The organism is Aquiflexum lacus (genome assembly GCF_015476655.1).
GTDB classification, from domain to species: Bacteria; Bacteroidota; Bacteroidia; order Cytophagales; family Cyclobacteriaceae; genus Aquiflexum; species Aquiflexum lacus.
Genome location: NZ_JABFHF010000001.1, coordinates 263,517 through 280,612, shown reverse-complemented (window position 1 = coordinate 280,612; position 17,096 = coordinate 263,517). Strand labels below are relative to the sequence as shown.

The window sequence follows — 17,096 nt, the reverse complement described above, 5'->3', positions numbered from 1 at the left end:
GTCCTCGAAATGCATTTTGCTTAATGTACATTGTACCCCTATTTGAATTTTATCTTGGATATTGTCTGCCCTGTAAATTTTGTAGGCTTGTCCATATCACGGATTGCAAACTCAATTGCTTCTTCAATCAATGCCTTCACTTTTGGGTTTCTGTAGTCGGATGGCATTTTCACATCTACATGCCTTATCAAATTCCCAGTTCCTATCAAAAGTTTATTAGGATCTTTTAAAAGTGTCCCTTTATTAAATCCCAAATTCAGGTGGTTTGAATAGATCGGCAACATACAAAATGCATCTGTTAGCTTGTCTGAAATTGAAAATACTGCTGTCAAGGCGTGGGTATGATACAGAAGTTCATTGCTGTCAGGATATAAATCCAGGATATATTGGCGTATATCATTAAACAGGTCAATTACTTCCTGGTCTTTTAAGTCCAAGAAAAACTGAAAGTCAGGATGAATTGCTTTTGGTTTTGTCATATTGCATCATTGTCATATTGCATTGCACAAAATAGATTCCCTTCAGTGTCTAAAAACTTTGATATCCAGCCGACATAGGGTATTGCCGTCTTTGGCATAAGGACTTGCCCGCCATTATCCTCAACCTTTTTAATTATGGTTTCTATATTTTCAACCCCAATAGTGCATTCCAATCCAATTATTTTTTCAGAAACCGGTGAATATTTTCTTGACTGCATTGCTCCAATCAATTCTCCATCTTCAGTTTTATCAGCTTTGATTTGTAAAAAGTCATCTTGTCCATAAGAGTTAAAACCCCAATCAAAAACCCCATCATAGAATTTTTTAGCCCGTTCAATATCGTCTATGTGAATGGCGAAGTGTGTCAATTTGTTTTTCATACCCTAGTTTTAATTTGTTTCAGTGTTGTGGTTTTATTGCCTGCATAAGGTTTCGCAAATAAGAAGATTGGTTTTAAAAACTCAGAATACTTTCCTAACACCAACCATTAAATCAATTCAAGCATTCAATTTAAATTACAAAGCATCTGGACTTAAAAAAACATTAGCGGTTATTATCTATCCCTCTTGAAATTTAGGGTTTTCATAAATGAAAAAAATACCCTAAACACGGTATTTTTCGATGATATTATTGTATTCCCTAAATTTTGGACACCTTAAAGTGGCTTTGATCTGATCAATAATACCTGATAAAATAGGATTGGTATTTATCTCGAATCTATTCTTCATTGTCTTCAGTTTCCCTTTAATACCTATACATATTTTCCACCGCCACATTCAATTTTTTTTCATTATGCAGGAAATAGTCAAAGAAATCCTCGGGCAAAGTCAGGTGCCTGTTAACCTCATCATAAAAATGTAAAACCCTCGAATAAATCATTGTTTTCCCCTTATACAACCTGAAAGTCAAGGGCGCTTCCTGTAGTTCTGATTGGGTAACTTCCATTTCAGCTTCCCTTTTGAGATACCTGATCCAAATGTCCCGGTAACCCATATCATCAATTTTATCCAAACTCTCCAACTTATAATTTTCAATAAATTCATGAAGACTTTCAGGTTCGGTAAATAATTCATAATCAAAACCAATCTCCTCAACTGAGAACTTATGACTGGAATAGATCCCCTCTTCCAGTTGTCCCAATGTCAACCCGTTTGAGGAGGTAAACACCTTACTTTTCTTTGACAAGTATTCATTTAATAAATCTGTTGATTCCATGCTTCTATTTAGATCATATTAAACACAAGGCATTCATTTCCTCTTCTTTCTCGGTAATTTGTCAAGCAAAGTTACTAATTTTGCAGACTTATAAATTTAATTAATACCTCTATGTTTTGTCTTTGCAGACTATGGACTTCTATCTAAGTGATAGGCAGTCCTGAATAAATTCCAATCAATCTTTTTGGTCAAGACAATCAGTCTATGCTTTGTGAGTGCTGTCTTTTTTTTGATGGCATTGCTTTGTCCTAGTTGCTCTGTCGGGTAATACTGTCTATTCACTTCTCTACGATTTGAATTCAAGTATTCACCTGAAAGAATAAATTAATGACAAAAAAGAAATTGCCCGTTCGTTTCACGGGTCAGCACTTTACTATTGATAAAGTGCTAATAGAAGATGCAATAAAACAAGCAAATATAAATAGTCAAGATACGGTTTTAGATATTGGGGCAGGCAAGGGGTTTCTTACTGTTCATTTATTGAAAATCGCCAAGAATGTTGTTGCTATTGAAAACGACACCGCTTTGGTTGAACATTTACGCAAGCTATTTTCCAATGCCTGTAATGTTAAAGTTGTCGCTTGTGATTTCAGAAATTTTGAGGTTCCCAAATCGCCCTTTAAAGTAATCTCAAATATTCCATTTGGTATTACTTCAAATATTTTCAAAATCCTGATGTTTGAAAGTCTTGAAAATTTTCTAGGAGGCTGTATTGTCCTTCAGTTCGAGCCTACTCAAAAGTTGTTTTTTAACAAGATTTACAATCCCTATACAGTGTTATATCATACATTCTTTGATTTAAAACTTCTATATGAGGTAAGTCCGGAAAGTTTCTTACCTCCACCAACTGTCAAGTCAGCTTTGTTAAGCATTAAAAGAAAACAGTCGTCATTTGATTTTGAGTTTAAAGTCAAATACTTAGCGTTTATTTCCATTCTTTTAGAGAAGCCTGATTTAACTGTCAGAACAGCTCTAAAGTCGATTTTCAGAAAAAGTCAGGTCAGGTCAATTGCGGAAAAGTTCGGAATAAACCTTAATGCCCAAATTGTTTGTTTGTCCGCAAGTCAATGGAAAAACTGTTTTCTGGAAATGCTGGAAGTTGTCCCCGAAAAGCGACATCCATCCTAATTCAATGTTGCTTTGTCAGGATCGGATTCTGACAAGAAATCAATGGCTTACATATTCGTTTGACTAAGTTTTTCAATTTTCATTAACCATTTTGCGGTCAATTCATCTTTGGAAAGCCTTACAGGACCGAAAGTTGTATTTCGCACTTTTTTTACTCCAAAAAAAACACTGAAATCCTCAATCAGCCAAAGGCTCCTCACCGATTCCTAAAAAAAAATGGAGCTGGCAATATGACCAGTCTTGCGGAGGGCTGGCAGCGTTTTATTAAGTGGCTTTACAATCCGCACAAATACTTAGTTGTTGGCTGAAGTAATTATGATCATTAAACCTTTGGTTCCCAGAGATAATTCAATAATGGTTAAATTTGTAAACGAAAATAACTTTAAATTGAAATAAATAATATTTATTTTAGATAACACATTCACAACAATAAGAATGTTACGCTGGAAAAATATCAAATCTGTCTATAGCGACCCAATAATAAAGGTTTCCAATTTTGTATTAATTGGATTACCAATTGCAATCGATTTCTTAGGCCTATATAATAAAAAATTAAAGTTGGGAAATAGCTTTTACGAGATTTTTTATTCTAGCGTAGCGTTGTTAATTATGTTTATTCTTTATCGATCTACTGCTCCTACAGAAATAAAAGATTTCAAAAATATGGAAGCTTTTATTGAAAGGCGTAGGTTAAAATTAGCTGATTATCTTCCTGATAAAAAAAAGGAAATTGTTTTAGCAAATTTAGACGATGCTCAAGAAGAGTCAAGATACAAAATCATTAATCTAATGAGGCAAACTGATTCAGCTAGTGATGAGAAAACAAAACTACAAAAGCAATTAGAACTAAATGCTTTGGTTGATAATTTGTTCCCTGGTTGTTTGACTAGATATTTGGAAAATCAATGGATAAGTGTCAATAAGAAAATAACATTCCCGTTAGTCTGTTGTACTATTTTATATATTAGTGCTGCAATAATAATTGCTATAGTTTGCTTTCAACGAATAATGACTGTCATTCAAAATCAAATATTACCATGATAATTATTCCAAACTTATTCAAGGACAATCTCTCTTTAAATACATATTCTACAAAAACTTCAGAACTAGAAATTGTAAATGAATTTTTAGTTAATCGAAAATTTGTATTCGAAAAGACAAATGTTGTGTCAGATTCATACGGAAGAAAAGGGCAACGATTCTTAATTTTAGGTAACGACCAGGTTAAGAAATTTGAAGTAATTTTAAAAATTAAATTTAAAGTTTTAGCAGGATTTGAATTTGATGGGGGTTATGAAAGTGGTTCTTTTACTTCTTCTGACGAAGGCAATGTAGATTTTGATTTTGAAAATGATCCTAATGAAGATTCCTATTGTTGTAAGAGAATTAATGATAGACCTGCAAACCGAGAGTGCGAAGAAATAACTGCACCAGATTATTATGCTGCTGTATTAAAGTGTGCAATGATGGCGAATACAAAAAAGTGGTTTGCCGCAAATACATCAAAGGGGAATTGTCCGTAATGAATACACATTATATTTTTTAATGCGCTAAATAGTATAAAACAACTGAAAATTGACACCAACGTCAGACCGTGAAGAAAGTCCCGTTTATTCTTAGTTCTCCATTTTCAGGTCCTGCTAAAATTAGTTGAAGTTCATTTTGGGTATCCTTAAAATTTCACCTTGCAGCATATTCCTTTTTGACCATCTGCAGAAAAGCATTCCTTTTTGCCGGATCATTAAGAACAGGGGAAATGATCGCTGCCGCAGACTCCGTCAAGGCAACCTGCGAAAACCATAAAATAAACATATTTGACTATCTTAATGACGGGTTCGAAAGAGTCCAAAGCCATAAACAAAAAAGACCTTTATCAGCACCTACCCTCAGACTGGGAAGAATACCTGTCTAAATAAATTAACCTATCTCCGACTCCGGGACTGTCGGATGGATACCCATACTTTCTCAGGAAAATTTATTGCCAAATTAGCTGAAGTAACGGATTTTTGAACTTTTTAAAGAATTCAAAATATACAATTTAATGGAGGTTGGATATCTATTACTAAGTAGGAGGTAGTATTGATGATTTAATTCCTGAGATTGCTTTTGAATACCCGACTTGAAACTGAACAAAATCATTTCCTTTATTTGTTAAATTAAAGAATTGATAAAATCTTATGAAAAGTCGATCTTCTAACTTTTGACCTAAACCATGAATTAATTCAATCTTGTTTCTTACTAACGTAATGTTGTTAAATTCTGGGTCTTCATTAAATCTTGCTAAATTTAATGTCCTATTTATTGAATGTCTTTGTAAGCTTGGATTTATTCTAAAAATTGTAAAATCTGATATTCTGAAATCCAAATAGGTCTCTACCATACCAATATGTGAATTAATTCTTATTCTATTTTCACTTTCAATAGTATTTTCTGGGGTAAGTGTATTTAAAGATGATAAATAATACTCGTATCCAAAACTAACACCTAGCTTAGAACCAGATAAATATTTAGTTTCAAAGAAGTTAAAATTGGTTCCAAATGTTAATGGTCTTTTTTGGATTAGCTCCATCCTATTTGTGATTCTATCATTTTCAAAAATGACATCCTGAAATTCATTATCAAATCTAGAAATTTGGAAATAGGGATTAATATAATTAAAGAATATCGAATTAGAATTTGGTAAATTTTGAGTGTTTAGTGTTATTTTGAATTCACCTTCAGTCATGATTAATCCATTTGGTTCATTAAAAATGGTAGCCATTAAGTCTGTATAGACTCTTAAATCTATATTTAAACTACCTCCTTTTTGAAAAGTATGTGAAGAGCTTTCTTTCGTGAGAGTAAATGTTACATCATCAGGAATTAAATTATTTTTAGATAAATTATCATAATACAAAAAATCTCTTAACTGGATTCCAGTACTTAATTCAGATTTACTTTGCCTTACGTTATAAAAAAAATCTTCTAACCTTCCTTGGTTAAGGTGCTTCAAAGAGATAATCTTTTCATTTTCAAATCTATAATCAATAGGGTTATCAGTTTCAACAAACATCCTTTTTATCACCCCTTCTTCGACATGTATTGTAACAGCTGTTATTTTAAAAGGTGTTTTTAGGTGATTAATTTTTTTAGATTTATTTTCTAATAATTCCTTTTTTTCTAATTCATCTATTCTAAGATAGATTTTACTAATTTCAGTTTGAGCAAATGAAGAAGCAATGAATGTGAATAGGAAAAATATTATTGAAAATCTTTTCATAATTAATATTTTTTAAAGTAAATCAATGAATTGGTTAGAAAATTAATCAAAGAAAATAAAACAAAAAATACCCTATTCACGGTATTTTTTACCAAAAAATTAAAATTTAAAGCTGGTTAAAATAATATTTTTAGGTTTTTATTCCTACCCCCTCAATTATCCCTCCCCTCCACCTGTGCAAACTCTGCCAGTATCCTAGGTAGAAAATCTTCAACAGATATCCCGAACCGTCCCTCCAAGCCACCCACAAAAAGCGTAAGGTCCCTGAGTGGATTGGACTCGGACAGAAAGTCTATGGCAACCTGCCTCGACTTCCGGTGATGGTATAAGATAGCATAGATACCCTTGCCATACAAAAGGGTAAACTCATACCCATCTCCATCTATAAAACACCAAACATGATTGAAATAGGATTCCAGCACTTCGATATCATCCCTTAGTCCAAATTGATAATCCCTTACTAATTCCCTAAGTGCTGCGCTGTCCATGGAAGAAATATATCAATTGATTTTTAAGATAGGAACTGTTTTCTTTATTTAGAATTCCCGGCATTTTTAATAACAACCCTCCCCTAGATTAAACAACTACTTCTAAAGATCCTGCTTGATGGCTATATACATCATTAACGGTTCGGCTTTATTTTTTTGCCCTTTTCAGTTAAAAATCTCATTGTTCTCTGTTAGGATAATCGGATGTCCGTCCGTTATGACAATTGTATGCTCGTGCTGCGCCATAAAGCCACCTTTGTTACCAACCATTGTCCAGCCGTCATTAAGTTCAACCGTGTATGAGGACAAAGTTGAAATAAAAGTCTCAATTGCCACAACAGAGTTCTTTTTAAACCGTCTATGGTCAAATCTGTTTTTATAATTTAGTAACTCGTCCGGTTGCTCGTGTAAACTTCTTCCGATTCCGTGCCCTCCCAAATTTTTAACAACTTTATACCCTCTCTTTTTAGCTTCGGTTTCCATAAGATGCCCTATGTCAGCTATTTTTACTCCTCCTTTAATATTATTTATTGCCTTTTTTAATATTTCTTTAGATGCGTCAACTAATTTTTGATGTTGATGAATATCCTCTCCAAGGACAAATGAGCCACCATTGTCAGACCAATATCCTTCAAGTTCTGCTGACACATCTATATTTATTAAATCACCTTCTTTTAAAATTCTTTTATTTGATGGGATACCGTGACAAAATTCATTATCTACACTGATACATGTCCAACCTGGAAAATTGTATGTTTCGTAAGGTGCAGACTTTGCTCCATAGCTTTTTAAAATATCTGCTCCATAATCATCCAGTTTTTTAGTAGTCATGCCTGGTTTAGCAAATTTTATCATTTCCTTTAAGGTGTAGGCCACAACGTCACTTGCCTTTTTCATGGCTACTAATTCACTTTCTTTTGTTATTGACATATCGCTTATTTATTCTTAGGTTGTATGTTATTAAGCCTCACCGCTAATAAATTTGTCCGGAAAAACCAGACTATTTTTATTTAAACAGAAACAAATAAGCTAGGTTCACTAAACCTAACAATTCCACCTCAAACAAAAGATGCCAACTAAGTGGTATCTTTTGCCAAATCCGTAACCCTTTTTAGAAAATTTTAAAGCGTAAATCTCCAACAGGGTACTCCACAAAAGAAAGGCTAGTTCAAATTTGATGATTTTCTGAGATTTAAAATGACCATGCCTTTTGATCTCTGCAACCGGTTTTTTTCAGTACCTACCCTTTCAATTATCCCTCCCCTCCACCAATGCAAACTCCGCCAAAATCCTTGGAAGAAATTCTTCAACAGCTATCCCAAACTGCTCTTCCAAACCACCCACAAAAAGCGTAAGGTCCATGAGTGGATTGGATTCGCTCAGAAAATCAATGGCAACTTGCCTCAACCTCCGGTGATGGTATGAGATGGCATAGATTCCCTTACCATACAATAGGGTAAGTTCATATCCTTCACCATCGATGAAATACCAAACTTGATTGAAATAGGATTCCAGCACATCGATTTCATCCCTTAGCCCAAGTTGACAATCTCTTACTAATTCCCTAAGTGTAGCGTTGTCCATGGAAGAATTTTCTCCATTTATCTCTAAGGTAAAGCCCTTGTTGATGAAATCATCAATCAGAGCATTGAACATATTTTTTTTCAAGTGAGCTAAATTTCAATTACTCGTATTCTTTTCGACAGTTTTGAAAATCAACAATGTGCCTAAGGCAACAAATACAATTAAAGTAAAGTAATCAATAACAGTAGGGAAAATCGGTGCATCTGAACTTATAATGGTTCTGATTGACCAAACTCCAGTGAATAGTCCAATACTTTGGGCTAAAACATCAGTTTTTGATTTTTTAGACCACAAATAAATGGTATAAAAACTCACCAAAATCACAAAAACAAGTGTGATAATCTTAAATGTCCATGATCTGCTAAGGTTGAAATCATATCCAGAATCTTTAGTTATGATAAAATTAGGTACTTTACAGGTAATAGTAATTTTTTCGGGATCTATGTTTGTTACAATACCAGAGTAAGAAGCTTGTTCTTCAAAACTTAAATGGAATTTATAGGAATCAAAAGGATAAAAAATTGATGTTTCTTTATTTGGTGTCCATAGGATGGTTTTTGATGTAACAGTTTCAATTAAAGGTGGGAGTTTATAAACATATTCACCTTCTTTATTTTCCAAAAAAGTAGCAATCCAGTCTACTTTGTTTGAATATTCAATAGAACTGTCAAAAATGTAAGACCTTAATAATAAACTTCCAAACCTAGCACTATCTATATATGATTTTTCTCTGTCAAGGCACGGAAATGATAGGTCTTTCAACCAAATATTACATTGAAATTGTCGTTGCTTAAAATCATTTATGTCAATTAAATATTCTGTTTTTGGAAAGCAAAATAAAGTGTCCTGTTCATCAGCCGGATAATTATATGTCTGTTCATTATCATTCTGAATATCTTTAAAAAAGAAAAATGAAGTCGTCCCAATTAGGAGAATCAATAATATGAAAGCGAATTTTCTCATGTATCTGGTTTAGATTATGAAGGGGTCTTTTTTTATTTTGTAATTTTCAATTCTAAAACAACGCCTTTAATCAACCAGCACATTCCAAATGCCACTAATGCAACCACTTCAACTATAAATACAATTTTATGTTTTGATAGAAAATCACTATAGTTATCTAAAAAAGTCATGGGAATAAGAGTTAGGATACACAGCCACATTATTATACCGCAAACACGGTAAAATCTATTTCTTGATTTACGTTTATTTTTATTTTCATTAGGTGCTGTGATTCTTGGAAATTGAAAGAATGCTACTCCACCGAGGATAATAAAAAATGCACCTGCCGAGAGTAAATGGATCGTTGATACCCATTCAGGGTATATAAAAGAAAATTCCGTACAAGTGGTATTTTGTTGATGATAACTAGTGGGAAAAAAGGCAACTCCTAAAGCGCATAAGCCAGCTATATTCGTCCAAATATCCTCTAATCTGCCTTCCCCTGGATATAAAATAAGAAAAAAAGCAACTGCACAAACAAGTCCTACAAAAACATCCCCTGAAATGGTATAATAATAATGGCTAATTGATTCCTGAACTGTATAACATTGCTTGAATAGAAGCGATACCAATGGCAATAATATTACAATACTTAAACCTAAAATTCCAACAATCCTACGCATCAACCAAAAAGATAATATAATGACAGTTGTATTTCTATCTCTTATAATTGGAGTATTTGGATTTATTTTGATAGAGGCCATAAAAGAAATAATATTTAAAAATCAAGGTTAAATTACCAAAATTCAATATATATTTTAAAAATAATAAGATTTTTTTTTTAAATAAAACGCATCATTAAGAATAGGTTATGGTTTTATAAATATAAATTTATAATATCTTTATTATACCTTGCTGTTATAACCCGAACTCTCCAAAATCCTGAAGTAAATTATTTTTTAGTAATTTTTTAAAAAAAGTAATTTGGTTTAATTCCAACCCCTCAATTATCCCTCCCCTCCACCACTGCAAACTCCGCCAGGATCCTGAGAAGAGATTCTTCAACAAAGATCCCGAACCGCCCCTCCAAGCCACTGACAAAAAGCGTAAGGTCCCTGAGTGGATTGGATTCGCTAAGAAAGTCTATGGCAAGCTGCCTCAGCTTCCGGTGATGGTATAAGATGGCATAAATTCCTTTGCCATACAATAGGGTTAGTTCATATCCATCACCATCGATGAAATACCAAATATGATTGAAATAGGATTCCAGCACTTCAATATCATCCCTTAGTCCAAGTTGATAATCCCTTACTAATTCCCTTAGTGCTGCGCTGTCAATGGAAGAAATATATCAATTGATTATTAAAATAGGAACAGTTTTATTGTTTTAGAATTCTTGGTATTAGGATTAATAGCCCTCCTCTGGATTGAGCTTTCCATCTGATGGAGTCTTAGCATATCGAAAAAATCATTTTATGGAATCACTCCTCTCCTACTCTTTCCATCCTAGAAACTGGGATGTTTTTTGATACTTATCACAACCCGAAAACTTAAAACTCCATCAATAAACAATATTTCAATTTCCCTCCATTAAAACTGGAGATTTTGCCCTTCTTTTATTAAAATACCCTAAATACGGTATTTTTATAGTCCTAAACTTTTCTTTAATTTAATTCCAACTAATCCATTACCTTTAAATTAATGATTTTGAATCCTTTAGAATACCCTTCAAATGAGTTAAAGTTTATACGCCTTAATTTCCAAATCGGAAAGGTCAATTCCACAGAAATAATTGAAATTATTCGTGGCAAGATTATCAATATAAGTTTAGCCTCAAATTCTCCTCACTTACCAACTGATTTAGAAATTCGATTTAATAATTATGAAAAAAGGTGGTTAAATTTATTTGAACTTAAGAAATTCAATTTTTCAAGTTCCATTTATCAATAGTTTTGAAAAAACTTATAAAACATAATTATGAATGAGCAAGAGGAATTGAGACAGATAAGAAAGCTGATCGGAATTTGGCTCAATGATATCTCTCTTGCCAATGCTGAATTTTATTTTGATATCAACAAAGTTTCAGAGGACTTTTGTAGACAACTGCTCAATATGGTCTATGGCTATGAGCTGGTAGATCTTAATGACGAGGAGAACCCTAATTTTCCTGGACTTGACATTGGCGACAAGGATATCGCAAAAATCGCCTTCCAAATTACCTCTAGGATAGACCGTCAAAAGGTGATCAAAGATCTTCAGACTGTGATCAAGTACGGCTACGAAAAAGTATTCGATTGCGGAATAAAGTTCATGATTTTGAAGCTAGAGGGAAAAGTCACGTTCACCAAAAAAATGGATCCGACTAAGATCCTACCATCGTTTGATCCTGAAAGGGACATCATCTATCCCCAAGATATTATAAAAAAAATCAAGGCTATTTATAAAACTGAAGGAGACTTGATCAAGTTTAATAAAATCAAAGGACTTCTGGAGAAGGAGTTATATCCAAAATTTCCTTCACATATTATAAAGGAACAAGCTAAGGAGATCAAGGTTTTAACTCAAATGATGGAAATGTCCATTGAAAAAGGTTCAATGAGTAATTTCGGAACTTCCTACGACTATGCTGATATAGACCTCCAGCTACCTGTCATTAAGAGCCTCGTGCCAAGAGAATCTCTAATCAAAGAATACCTTTCTTTGTTAGCTGAAAACAGTATTCTTTGGGTTAAAGGGCCGTTTTCTACTGGAAAAACTAGTATTGCTGTCTCGGTATGCCAGAAGAACCGCAAAAATGCAATCTGGCTGGAATGCAGAGCCATCACAGAGAATCAACTTGTCGACCATTTGCTGAACTCCTTAAGTTCATTTCTAAATATTCGAAGGAAACCGAATTTTAGGCAGATGGTAGTGGACTTGATTGCTGCTTTGCCAGAGGAGACATTACTGGTTCTTAACGATGTGGTACAATTTAGTCAAATTGAAGCGTATGAGGACCAGATTTTATTTTTTCTGTCAGAACTTGAAGCATCAGGCCACAGAGTGTTGGTGACTTCTAATTTTTCTGCACCAGAAATATTTACTTACAAATATGGACTGAGAGTCGTCTCTAAAAATATACCTCCGTTTTTACCTGACGAAACTGCGCAATTACTAAAGACCTATGGAGCAAGTCCGGAAATCACTGATGTTCTTAGTGGACAGATAACTAGCTCAACACAGGGGCACCCTTTGCTGATCCGGTCGGCGGCAAAATACCTCAAAGAAAGAAATTGGAAGATTAATGATGAAGAGCTAATCGCAATATTCTCGGGAAAATTTGATCCATCCACCGACAAGGCAACTTATGGAAAACTCCTTCGGGAAACATCTGACAAAAAAACGGTAGAACTACTATACAGGTTGAAATACATCATAGGAAGTTTTTCAGGAACAATTGTATATGAAGTTGCTCAAATTGAACCTGCGATCGATAGAGTTGGTGAAAGGCTGAACGAGCTTTCTGATTTATGGCTCCATCAAAATTGCTATGGAAAGTATTTTGTCTCCCCACTCATTAAACATTTAGATGATAATGTAAATCTGGAAGTAAAAAAAGGAGTTTACCTTGCTCTTGCCAAAAATGTCCTTTGTGTCAATCCTGTCTCCCCAATTCAAGCATCTTCTGCAATCCTTTATTATTCGTTTGCAAATGATTTTAATAATGCAGCAATGGTATTAATCAAACTGCTGCAAGCCTTTGCCAAATCACCTGAACTGTTCTTTTAATGGAGCCTTAATATACATTGGTTCCATACCCCGTTACCAAAAGAAATCATTCCACATTTCAAGGTGCAAATTCGAGTGGGACAAATCCAACTCGCCAAGGACAGGGACAAGGAACTCAAATTCTTAAGGGAGGATCTGATCTCGATCCTAAGTGAGGAAGATACCGGGCTTATGGACAGGTATCTGGCCAATACTGCTCTGTTCCAGATCGATTTCACACGACATCCTCTGAAGGCGATGGATGAACTTACTCAGATTCAGCATGATGAGATCAAAATGAAATCAAATGAAGCTTTTACAAAAATACTTAAAGAAAACGGTAAGGTATTACTAGATGACAATCTATTGAATGGAATTTGGATGATATTTGCTCAGCTTAGCTCTTTTGACGAATTCCAATCCTGGGCAGAAAAACTTGCCCCAAGCTACCCAGAGAGTATTACTGATCCAGAAAGCAATGAAGCGTATGTTATGGCAGCGGCATCCATCTACCGAAATGTAATTGCTGCAAACTCGGCTTCGGAAAGTCCTGAGGAAACTCTTAAACTTCTTCTTAATATTGGTATAGAAAAAAAAATGTATTTGATATTTGCCTATTCGTTAAAGTATTTGATTAAATACATGGTGGAGAAAAATAATGACCTAAAAAGAGCTATTCTCTTAGTGGAAAGTTATCAGGCACAATTGGAAATGTCACGCATATATTTTTATCTAGTAAGGGCGGAACTTGGTGCATTGTGCCTAAATAAAGGAGAAAGGCAGCTTGCTTTCGATTATCTATCCCCCCTTAGGGAAACCGAATTGCCATTTTTCTATATTGAGAAACTAGACTATTTAATCGCTGCAATGCAGGTATTTTTTGACCGTGATAAGGAAATTTCAGCAGCCCAATCGTCTAGGGCACTTGAATTTTCTAAGAGTAATCAGTCAATTCTAAACATAGACAGGTTCAAAATTTACGGGGAGACAGCAGTTGGGTTGGCCCATACAAACAGGACAAGAGAGGCTCTTTATTTACTCGCTGAGGGCTATGAAAAAATACTGGACGAGTTTATTGACAGCGATGAATATAAAGCGGTCATTATCCGCTTTGGCCACACAATCATGTATGTGATGCAGATCCTGAACTACCAGAAACCAATAGACTTCGGCGAAAATCAAAAATTTGTAATTCCAGAGCCAGGATTCTTTTATCGCAATAATGATGCATTGCTTCAAGGAGGTTTTTATTTCGAAGAGCGCAAGTATATGGTGGCTACTCTCACTACCGATGGTTTTGAAGAAATTTTGGATTTTGAAAATGCTAGGAAATGGGCGTATAAGGCAATAGAGCTGATTACTTCGTTGCTTGAAGAGCCAAGATTTATTGCCTTAATCCAGAAGTTCGTCTTTTATCCCGTTAACGACAAGCAGTACTTGCACGCCTTTAATATGCTCGCAGAGGTACAGAGTTTCTATAAAAGAATCGCAAAAAAAGTCGAAGATAGCAATGAGAGCCAGGAGGAAACTGAAATTGGGGAGATGGTCAGGGCAGCGGGTTTGCTATCCGGAGACATAGAAATCTATCTGTACATCCTTTTCCCTGTAGCATTGGACTTTTCGCTAAGTATTTTAAGCGGAGAGATGAAAAGGGAAGATTACGAGACTCACATCGATGCAGTCTTTCATTCCGGGAACTACAATATATTTGACCCAGAGGAGTTTGCCTATGCAAAATCGGTATTTGAAAATATCTTAGTTCACGGAATGGACTTTAATGGTTTTATGGAGGTTCATGGAAAAATCACAAGTTCAAACAAAGATTTAATCCATAAAATAGGCTGTTTCTTGTTAAGCACATTTTCCAGTCCTACAGAGGCAGCAAACATCCATCTTGCTAATCTAATTACTCTGGATAAAATCTACAGGGTGACTTTTAAATCATTTTATAATTTTCAAGTGATTCCTTATTTTGAAAATTTTTGGAAACTAAAGTTCAAAAATGATCCTAAGGCATTTCAACATTCCGAACACCTTTTAAATAGGGGTTTTCCTTTAATTGAAAAAACCATTCCGCACAAGAGGATTAAAAAGATTTTTATTGTATTACTAAACCACTTGTCAATTTCTCTTTCTTCGGAGATTGAACAGTTTATTGAAACAGAAGATTGAGAAATATCTAAGGAAAAACTCTTTGATTAGCTATAAAACCGCAATCAAAAATCAAAAGTTGGTTATCTCTTCAGTCAAAAAATAATTTGGGACACCAGGTGTCAAAATGTGGCATTTTTCTTCAAGCAATGAGGAGGTAAGTACAAGAAAAAAGCTCGAAGGGAACTCAATGGTAAAACTTATGATGAAATACCGGAGATTGAGTTGCGGAAATTTATTTAATTAAACATAAGAAGTCTTATAACTTAGGGGTGCAATTTAGATTTCACTTTGTCACGATAAAATACAGTATTTATTATCAATGCAACTTGACCTTAATGAATACATTCATATCAATGTATCAATTCAAATTCAAGCGAAGTCAAAATAATATACAATAATATGAGAGACGAAACTATTAGAGATTTGCTTAGAAACCTGAATAAAGGGAAGGGTAAAAATCTTGTCTTTAAAAGCTCAATAGGTGGTAATATAGAATTTGCCAAGGTTTGGATTTACCAAAAGAATGGATTCACCTACAAGTCTCAGTTTTTTTTCCTGATCAAGAATGATCTTGGCAAGTATGTTGCAGCTGTTTGTGGATTCAACAATTTACATTGGTACACTTTATTTGAAGAAAGGAGGAAAGGATATTTATCAAAAGCCCTAAAGGAATATATTATTCCTTTCATTTGGGGGAAAGAGCTGCATCCTATTGAGTATCCTATTAATATTTCAATTAGCAGAGGAATTGGACCAAGGAATTTCAAAGCCTCTATCAACTTGGCTAAATCAATTGGTTTCAAATGTGCTAATCCAAATGAAGATTTAGCAGAGATGAATTTAAACTATAATGAATTAAATTTCCCTACAAATAAACTTAAAGTTGATCACTACATCAGTAAGCAATCCATAGATTCCATAAAACAAAAAACTAAGACCATTATAGACATCTATAACCAAATAAAGGATGAAATTTTCGTTAAAGTAGGTAATCAGGATCTGGATGAGTTTGACATTCCTTACAAGTTGTCACTAAAATTAGATGCTATTTTTTGGGAATATGAGAATAAAATTTCTCATTAAAAAATTAAAGACTATCGGCTCAAAATACTTCTGATACCAATATAAAACTCCTTATTTGTTGAACCAAAAGTATTATAAACTTAATCCAAGCAGACTTCTGTTTTCTGTAATAATTTCTATTCCAGAATAATTAAAATCTCCATCATCAGTCACAATGGATAATCCTTGATCCAATGCCATCTCATAATATAAATAATCATTGAAATCAGAACTAACTGGTAAATTTTTAATTAGATAACCTAACTCGTATTCATACTCCTTGTCAATAATTTTGAAATAAGGTAAATAAGCCTGAAAGTCAGATTGAAATCTTTTAAAGGTATTGGAATATTCTTCCATCCCTCTAAAATCTTTCTTAAAATCCAATTTTGGTTTAGTTCCTGTTTTCAATTCTTCCATCTTCAAATAATCAGAAAAAGCAATTCGCATCAAAGCATTGAAGACTTCTGAGATCAAAATTGTATGACAATAAATAGGAGATTCATTTTCAATTAAAGAATCTAAAAATTTAATGTATTGTACACCATTAGTATTTGGTCCAGGTGGATTTCCTAAAGCAAAAATCCAAACATTAGCATCTAGGAAGTATTTCTTTTCTATATCGATTGTCTCTTCAGAAAGTTTAAAAAATCCTTTCCTCATAATTAAGCATTTTCAAGATACTCAATCATTGATTCTTCCCTTGCATGCCTTTTAGCTTCATTTAAAGCATTTTCCTTTACCCACTCAATTTTTTTTAGAATATCTTCACTGGCTTCAATGATCTTCATTTTTTTTACAGATTCCGGTGCGTTTAAAAGAAGTTTCCCAATAGAAGCATTTAAAAATGCTGTAGTACATGTTTCTATTGATTCAAAGCTCAATGAAAATTCATTTCGCAAAGCGAATTCCTCAGTCAATGCATTATATACTTTAAGGCCATCAGAATGAAGTATCGCAATATTTTTAGAGAGTATTTCTTGGATTTTTATCATTGGAGTGCAAACTTAATAATATTATACAATATACTATATATCT

20 protein-coding genes are annotated in these 17,096 nt (G+C 33.8%); 6 read left to right on the top strand and 14 right to left on the bottom strand.

Translation table 11 applies throughout. The annotated features are described in order from the left end of the window. Positions 1–38: 38 nt before the first annotated feature. The 4 genes from HMJ38_RS01230 to HMJ38_RS01220 all read right to left on the bottom strand — a co-directional run bounded on the left by HMJ38_RS01230 (position 39) and on the right by HMJ38_RS01220 (position 1,694). Positions 39–479, bottom strand: coding sequence for a DUF1801 domain-containing protein (locus HMJ38_RS01230; RefSeq protein ID WP_194972550.1), 441 nt, complete (start codon positions 477–479; stop codon positions 39–41). Beyond that, complete coding sequence (locus HMJ38_RS01225) at positions 476–859, bottom strand: VOC family protein (protein ID WP_194972549.1); 384 nt, start codon at positions 857–859, stop codon at positions 476–478. The genes HMJ38_RS01230 and HMJ38_RS01225 overlap by 4 nt, the downstream gene beginning before the upstream one ends. 222 nt (positions 860–1,081) lie before the next feature. After that, positions 1,082–1,207: a hypothetical protein gene (locus tag HMJ38_RS25490; protein WP_262892858.1), complete on the bottom strand. Its 126-nt coding sequence runs from the start codon at positions 1,205–1,207 to the stop codon at positions 1,082–1,084. Between the two features lie 16 nt (positions 1,208–1,223). Further along, positions 1,224–1,694: a hypothetical protein gene (locus tag HMJ38_RS01220; RefSeq protein WP_194972548.1), complete on the bottom strand. Its 471-nt coding sequence runs from the start codon at positions 1,692–1,694 to the stop codon at positions 1,224–1,226. 327 nt (positions 1,695–2,021) lie between these two features. On the opposite strand from HMJ38_RS01220, the gene erm reads away from it, so the two are divergent. From erm to HMJ38_RS01205, 3 genes are all read left to right on the top strand, one after another. Beyond that, a complete protein-coding gene (erm, locus tag HMJ38_RS01215) occupies positions 2,022–2,822 on the top strand; it encodes a 23S ribosomal RNA methyltransferase Erm (protein ID WP_194972547.1) in 801 nt (266 codons plus the stop codon). A gap of 435 nt (positions 2,823–3,257) precedes the next feature. Beyond that, on the top strand, positions 3,258–3,863 hold the full coding sequence (locus HMJ38_RS01210; protein ID WP_194972546.1) for a hypothetical protein: 606 nt from the start codon (positions 3,258–3,260) through the stop codon (positions 3,861–3,863). Next, positions 3,860–4,345, top strand: a complete 486-nt coding sequence (locus HMJ38_RS01205; RefSeq protein WP_194972545.1) for a hypothetical protein — start codon at positions 3,860–3,862, stop codon at positions 4,343–4,345. Before HMJ38_RS01210 ends, HMJ38_RS01205 begins: the two co-directional genes overlap by 4 nt. A gap of 157 nt (positions 4,346–4,502) precedes the next feature. Here the strand turns inward: HMJ38_RS01205 and HMJ38_RS25485 are convergent, their stop codons facing one another. The 8 genes from HMJ38_RS25485 to HMJ38_RS01170 all read right to left on the bottom strand — a co-directional run bounded on the left by HMJ38_RS25485 (position 4,503) and on the right by HMJ38_RS01170 (position 10,368). Further along, on the bottom strand, positions 4,503–4,634 hold the full coding sequence (locus HMJ38_RS25485; RefSeq protein WP_262892857.1) for a hypothetical protein: 132 nt from the start codon (positions 4,632–4,634) through the stop codon (positions 4,503–4,505). Positions 4,635–4,884: 250 nt separating this feature from the next. Beyond that, complete coding sequence (locus HMJ38_RS01200; protein WP_194972544.1) at positions 4,885–6,081, bottom strand: hypothetical protein; 1,197 nt, start codon at positions 6,079–6,081, stop codon at positions 4,885–4,887. A 152-nt stretch (positions 6,082–6,233) separates the two neighbouring features. Further along, complete coding sequence (locus tag HMJ38_RS01195) at positions 6,234–6,569, bottom strand: hypothetical protein (RefSeq protein WP_194972543.1); 336 nt, start codon at positions 6,567–6,569, stop codon at positions 6,234–6,236. A gap of 165 nt (positions 6,570–6,734) precedes the next feature. Further along, complete coding sequence (gene map, locus HMJ38_RS01190; protein ID WP_194972542.1) at positions 6,735–7,499, bottom strand: type I methionyl aminopeptidase; 765 nt, start codon at positions 7,497–7,499, stop codon at positions 6,735–6,737. Between the two features lie 318 nt (positions 7,500–7,817). Beyond that, positions 7,818–8,237, bottom strand: coding sequence for a hypothetical protein (locus tag HMJ38_RS01185; RefSeq protein WP_194972541.1), 420 nt, complete (start codon positions 8,235–8,237; stop codon positions 7,818–7,820). A 12-nt stretch (positions 8,238–8,249) separates the two neighbouring features. Further along, positions 8,250–9,116: a hypothetical protein gene (locus HMJ38_RS01180; protein WP_194972540.1), complete on the bottom strand. Its 867-nt coding sequence runs from the start codon at positions 9,114–9,116 to the stop codon at positions 8,250–8,252. Positions 9,117–9,148: 32 nt separating this feature from the next. Continuing rightward, on the bottom strand, positions 9,149–9,859 hold the full coding sequence (locus HMJ38_RS01175) for a hypothetical protein (RefSeq protein WP_194972539.1): 711 nt from the start codon (positions 9,857–9,859) through the stop codon (positions 9,149–9,151). A 239-nt stretch (positions 9,860–10,098) separates the two neighbouring features. Further along, entirely contained in the window at positions 10,099–10,368 is a 270-nt protein-coding gene (locus HMJ38_RS01170) for a hypothetical protein (RefSeq protein ID WP_194972538.1), read from the bottom strand. Positions 10,369–11,072: 704 nt separating this feature from the next. On the opposite strand from HMJ38_RS01170, the gene HMJ38_RS01165 reads away from it, so the two are divergent. The 3 genes from HMJ38_RS01165 (at position 11,073) to HMJ38_RS01155 (ending at position 16,079) form a co-directional block, all read left to right on the top strand. Next, complete coding sequence (locus tag HMJ38_RS01165) at positions 11,073–12,863, top strand: SMEK domain-containing protein (protein ID WP_194972537.1); 1,791 nt, start codon at positions 11,073–11,075, stop codon at positions 12,861–12,863. 276 nt (positions 12,864–13,139) lie between these two features. After that, positions 13,140–15,014, top strand: a complete 1,875-nt coding sequence (locus HMJ38_RS01160) for a hypothetical protein (protein ID WP_194972536.1) — start codon at positions 13,140–13,142, stop codon at positions 15,012–15,014. A 381-nt stretch (positions 15,015–15,395) separates the two neighbouring features. Further along, positions 15,396–16,079, top strand: coding sequence for a hypothetical protein (locus HMJ38_RS01155; RefSeq protein ID WP_194972535.1), 684 nt, complete (start codon positions 15,396–15,398; stop codon positions 16,077–16,079). Positions 16,080–16,151: 72 nt separating this feature from the next. Here HMJ38_RS01155 and HMJ38_RS01150 read toward each other — a convergent pair whose 3' ends face one another. Both HMJ38_RS01150 and HMJ38_RS01145 read right to left on the bottom strand, forming a co-directional pair. Beyond that, positions 16,152–16,721 (bottom strand): PIN domain-containing protein, encoded by a 570-nt coding sequence (locus HMJ38_RS01150; RefSeq protein ID WP_194972534.1) that lies wholly within the window; start codon positions 16,719–16,721, stop codon positions 16,152–16,154. Positions 16,722–16,723: 2 nt separating this feature from the next. Then, positions 16,724–17,053, bottom strand: coding sequence for an STAS-like domain-containing protein (locus HMJ38_RS01145; protein WP_194972533.1), 330 nt, complete (start codon positions 17,051–17,053; stop codon positions 16,724–16,726). Between the last annotated feature and the right edge of the window lie 43 nt (positions 17,054–17,096).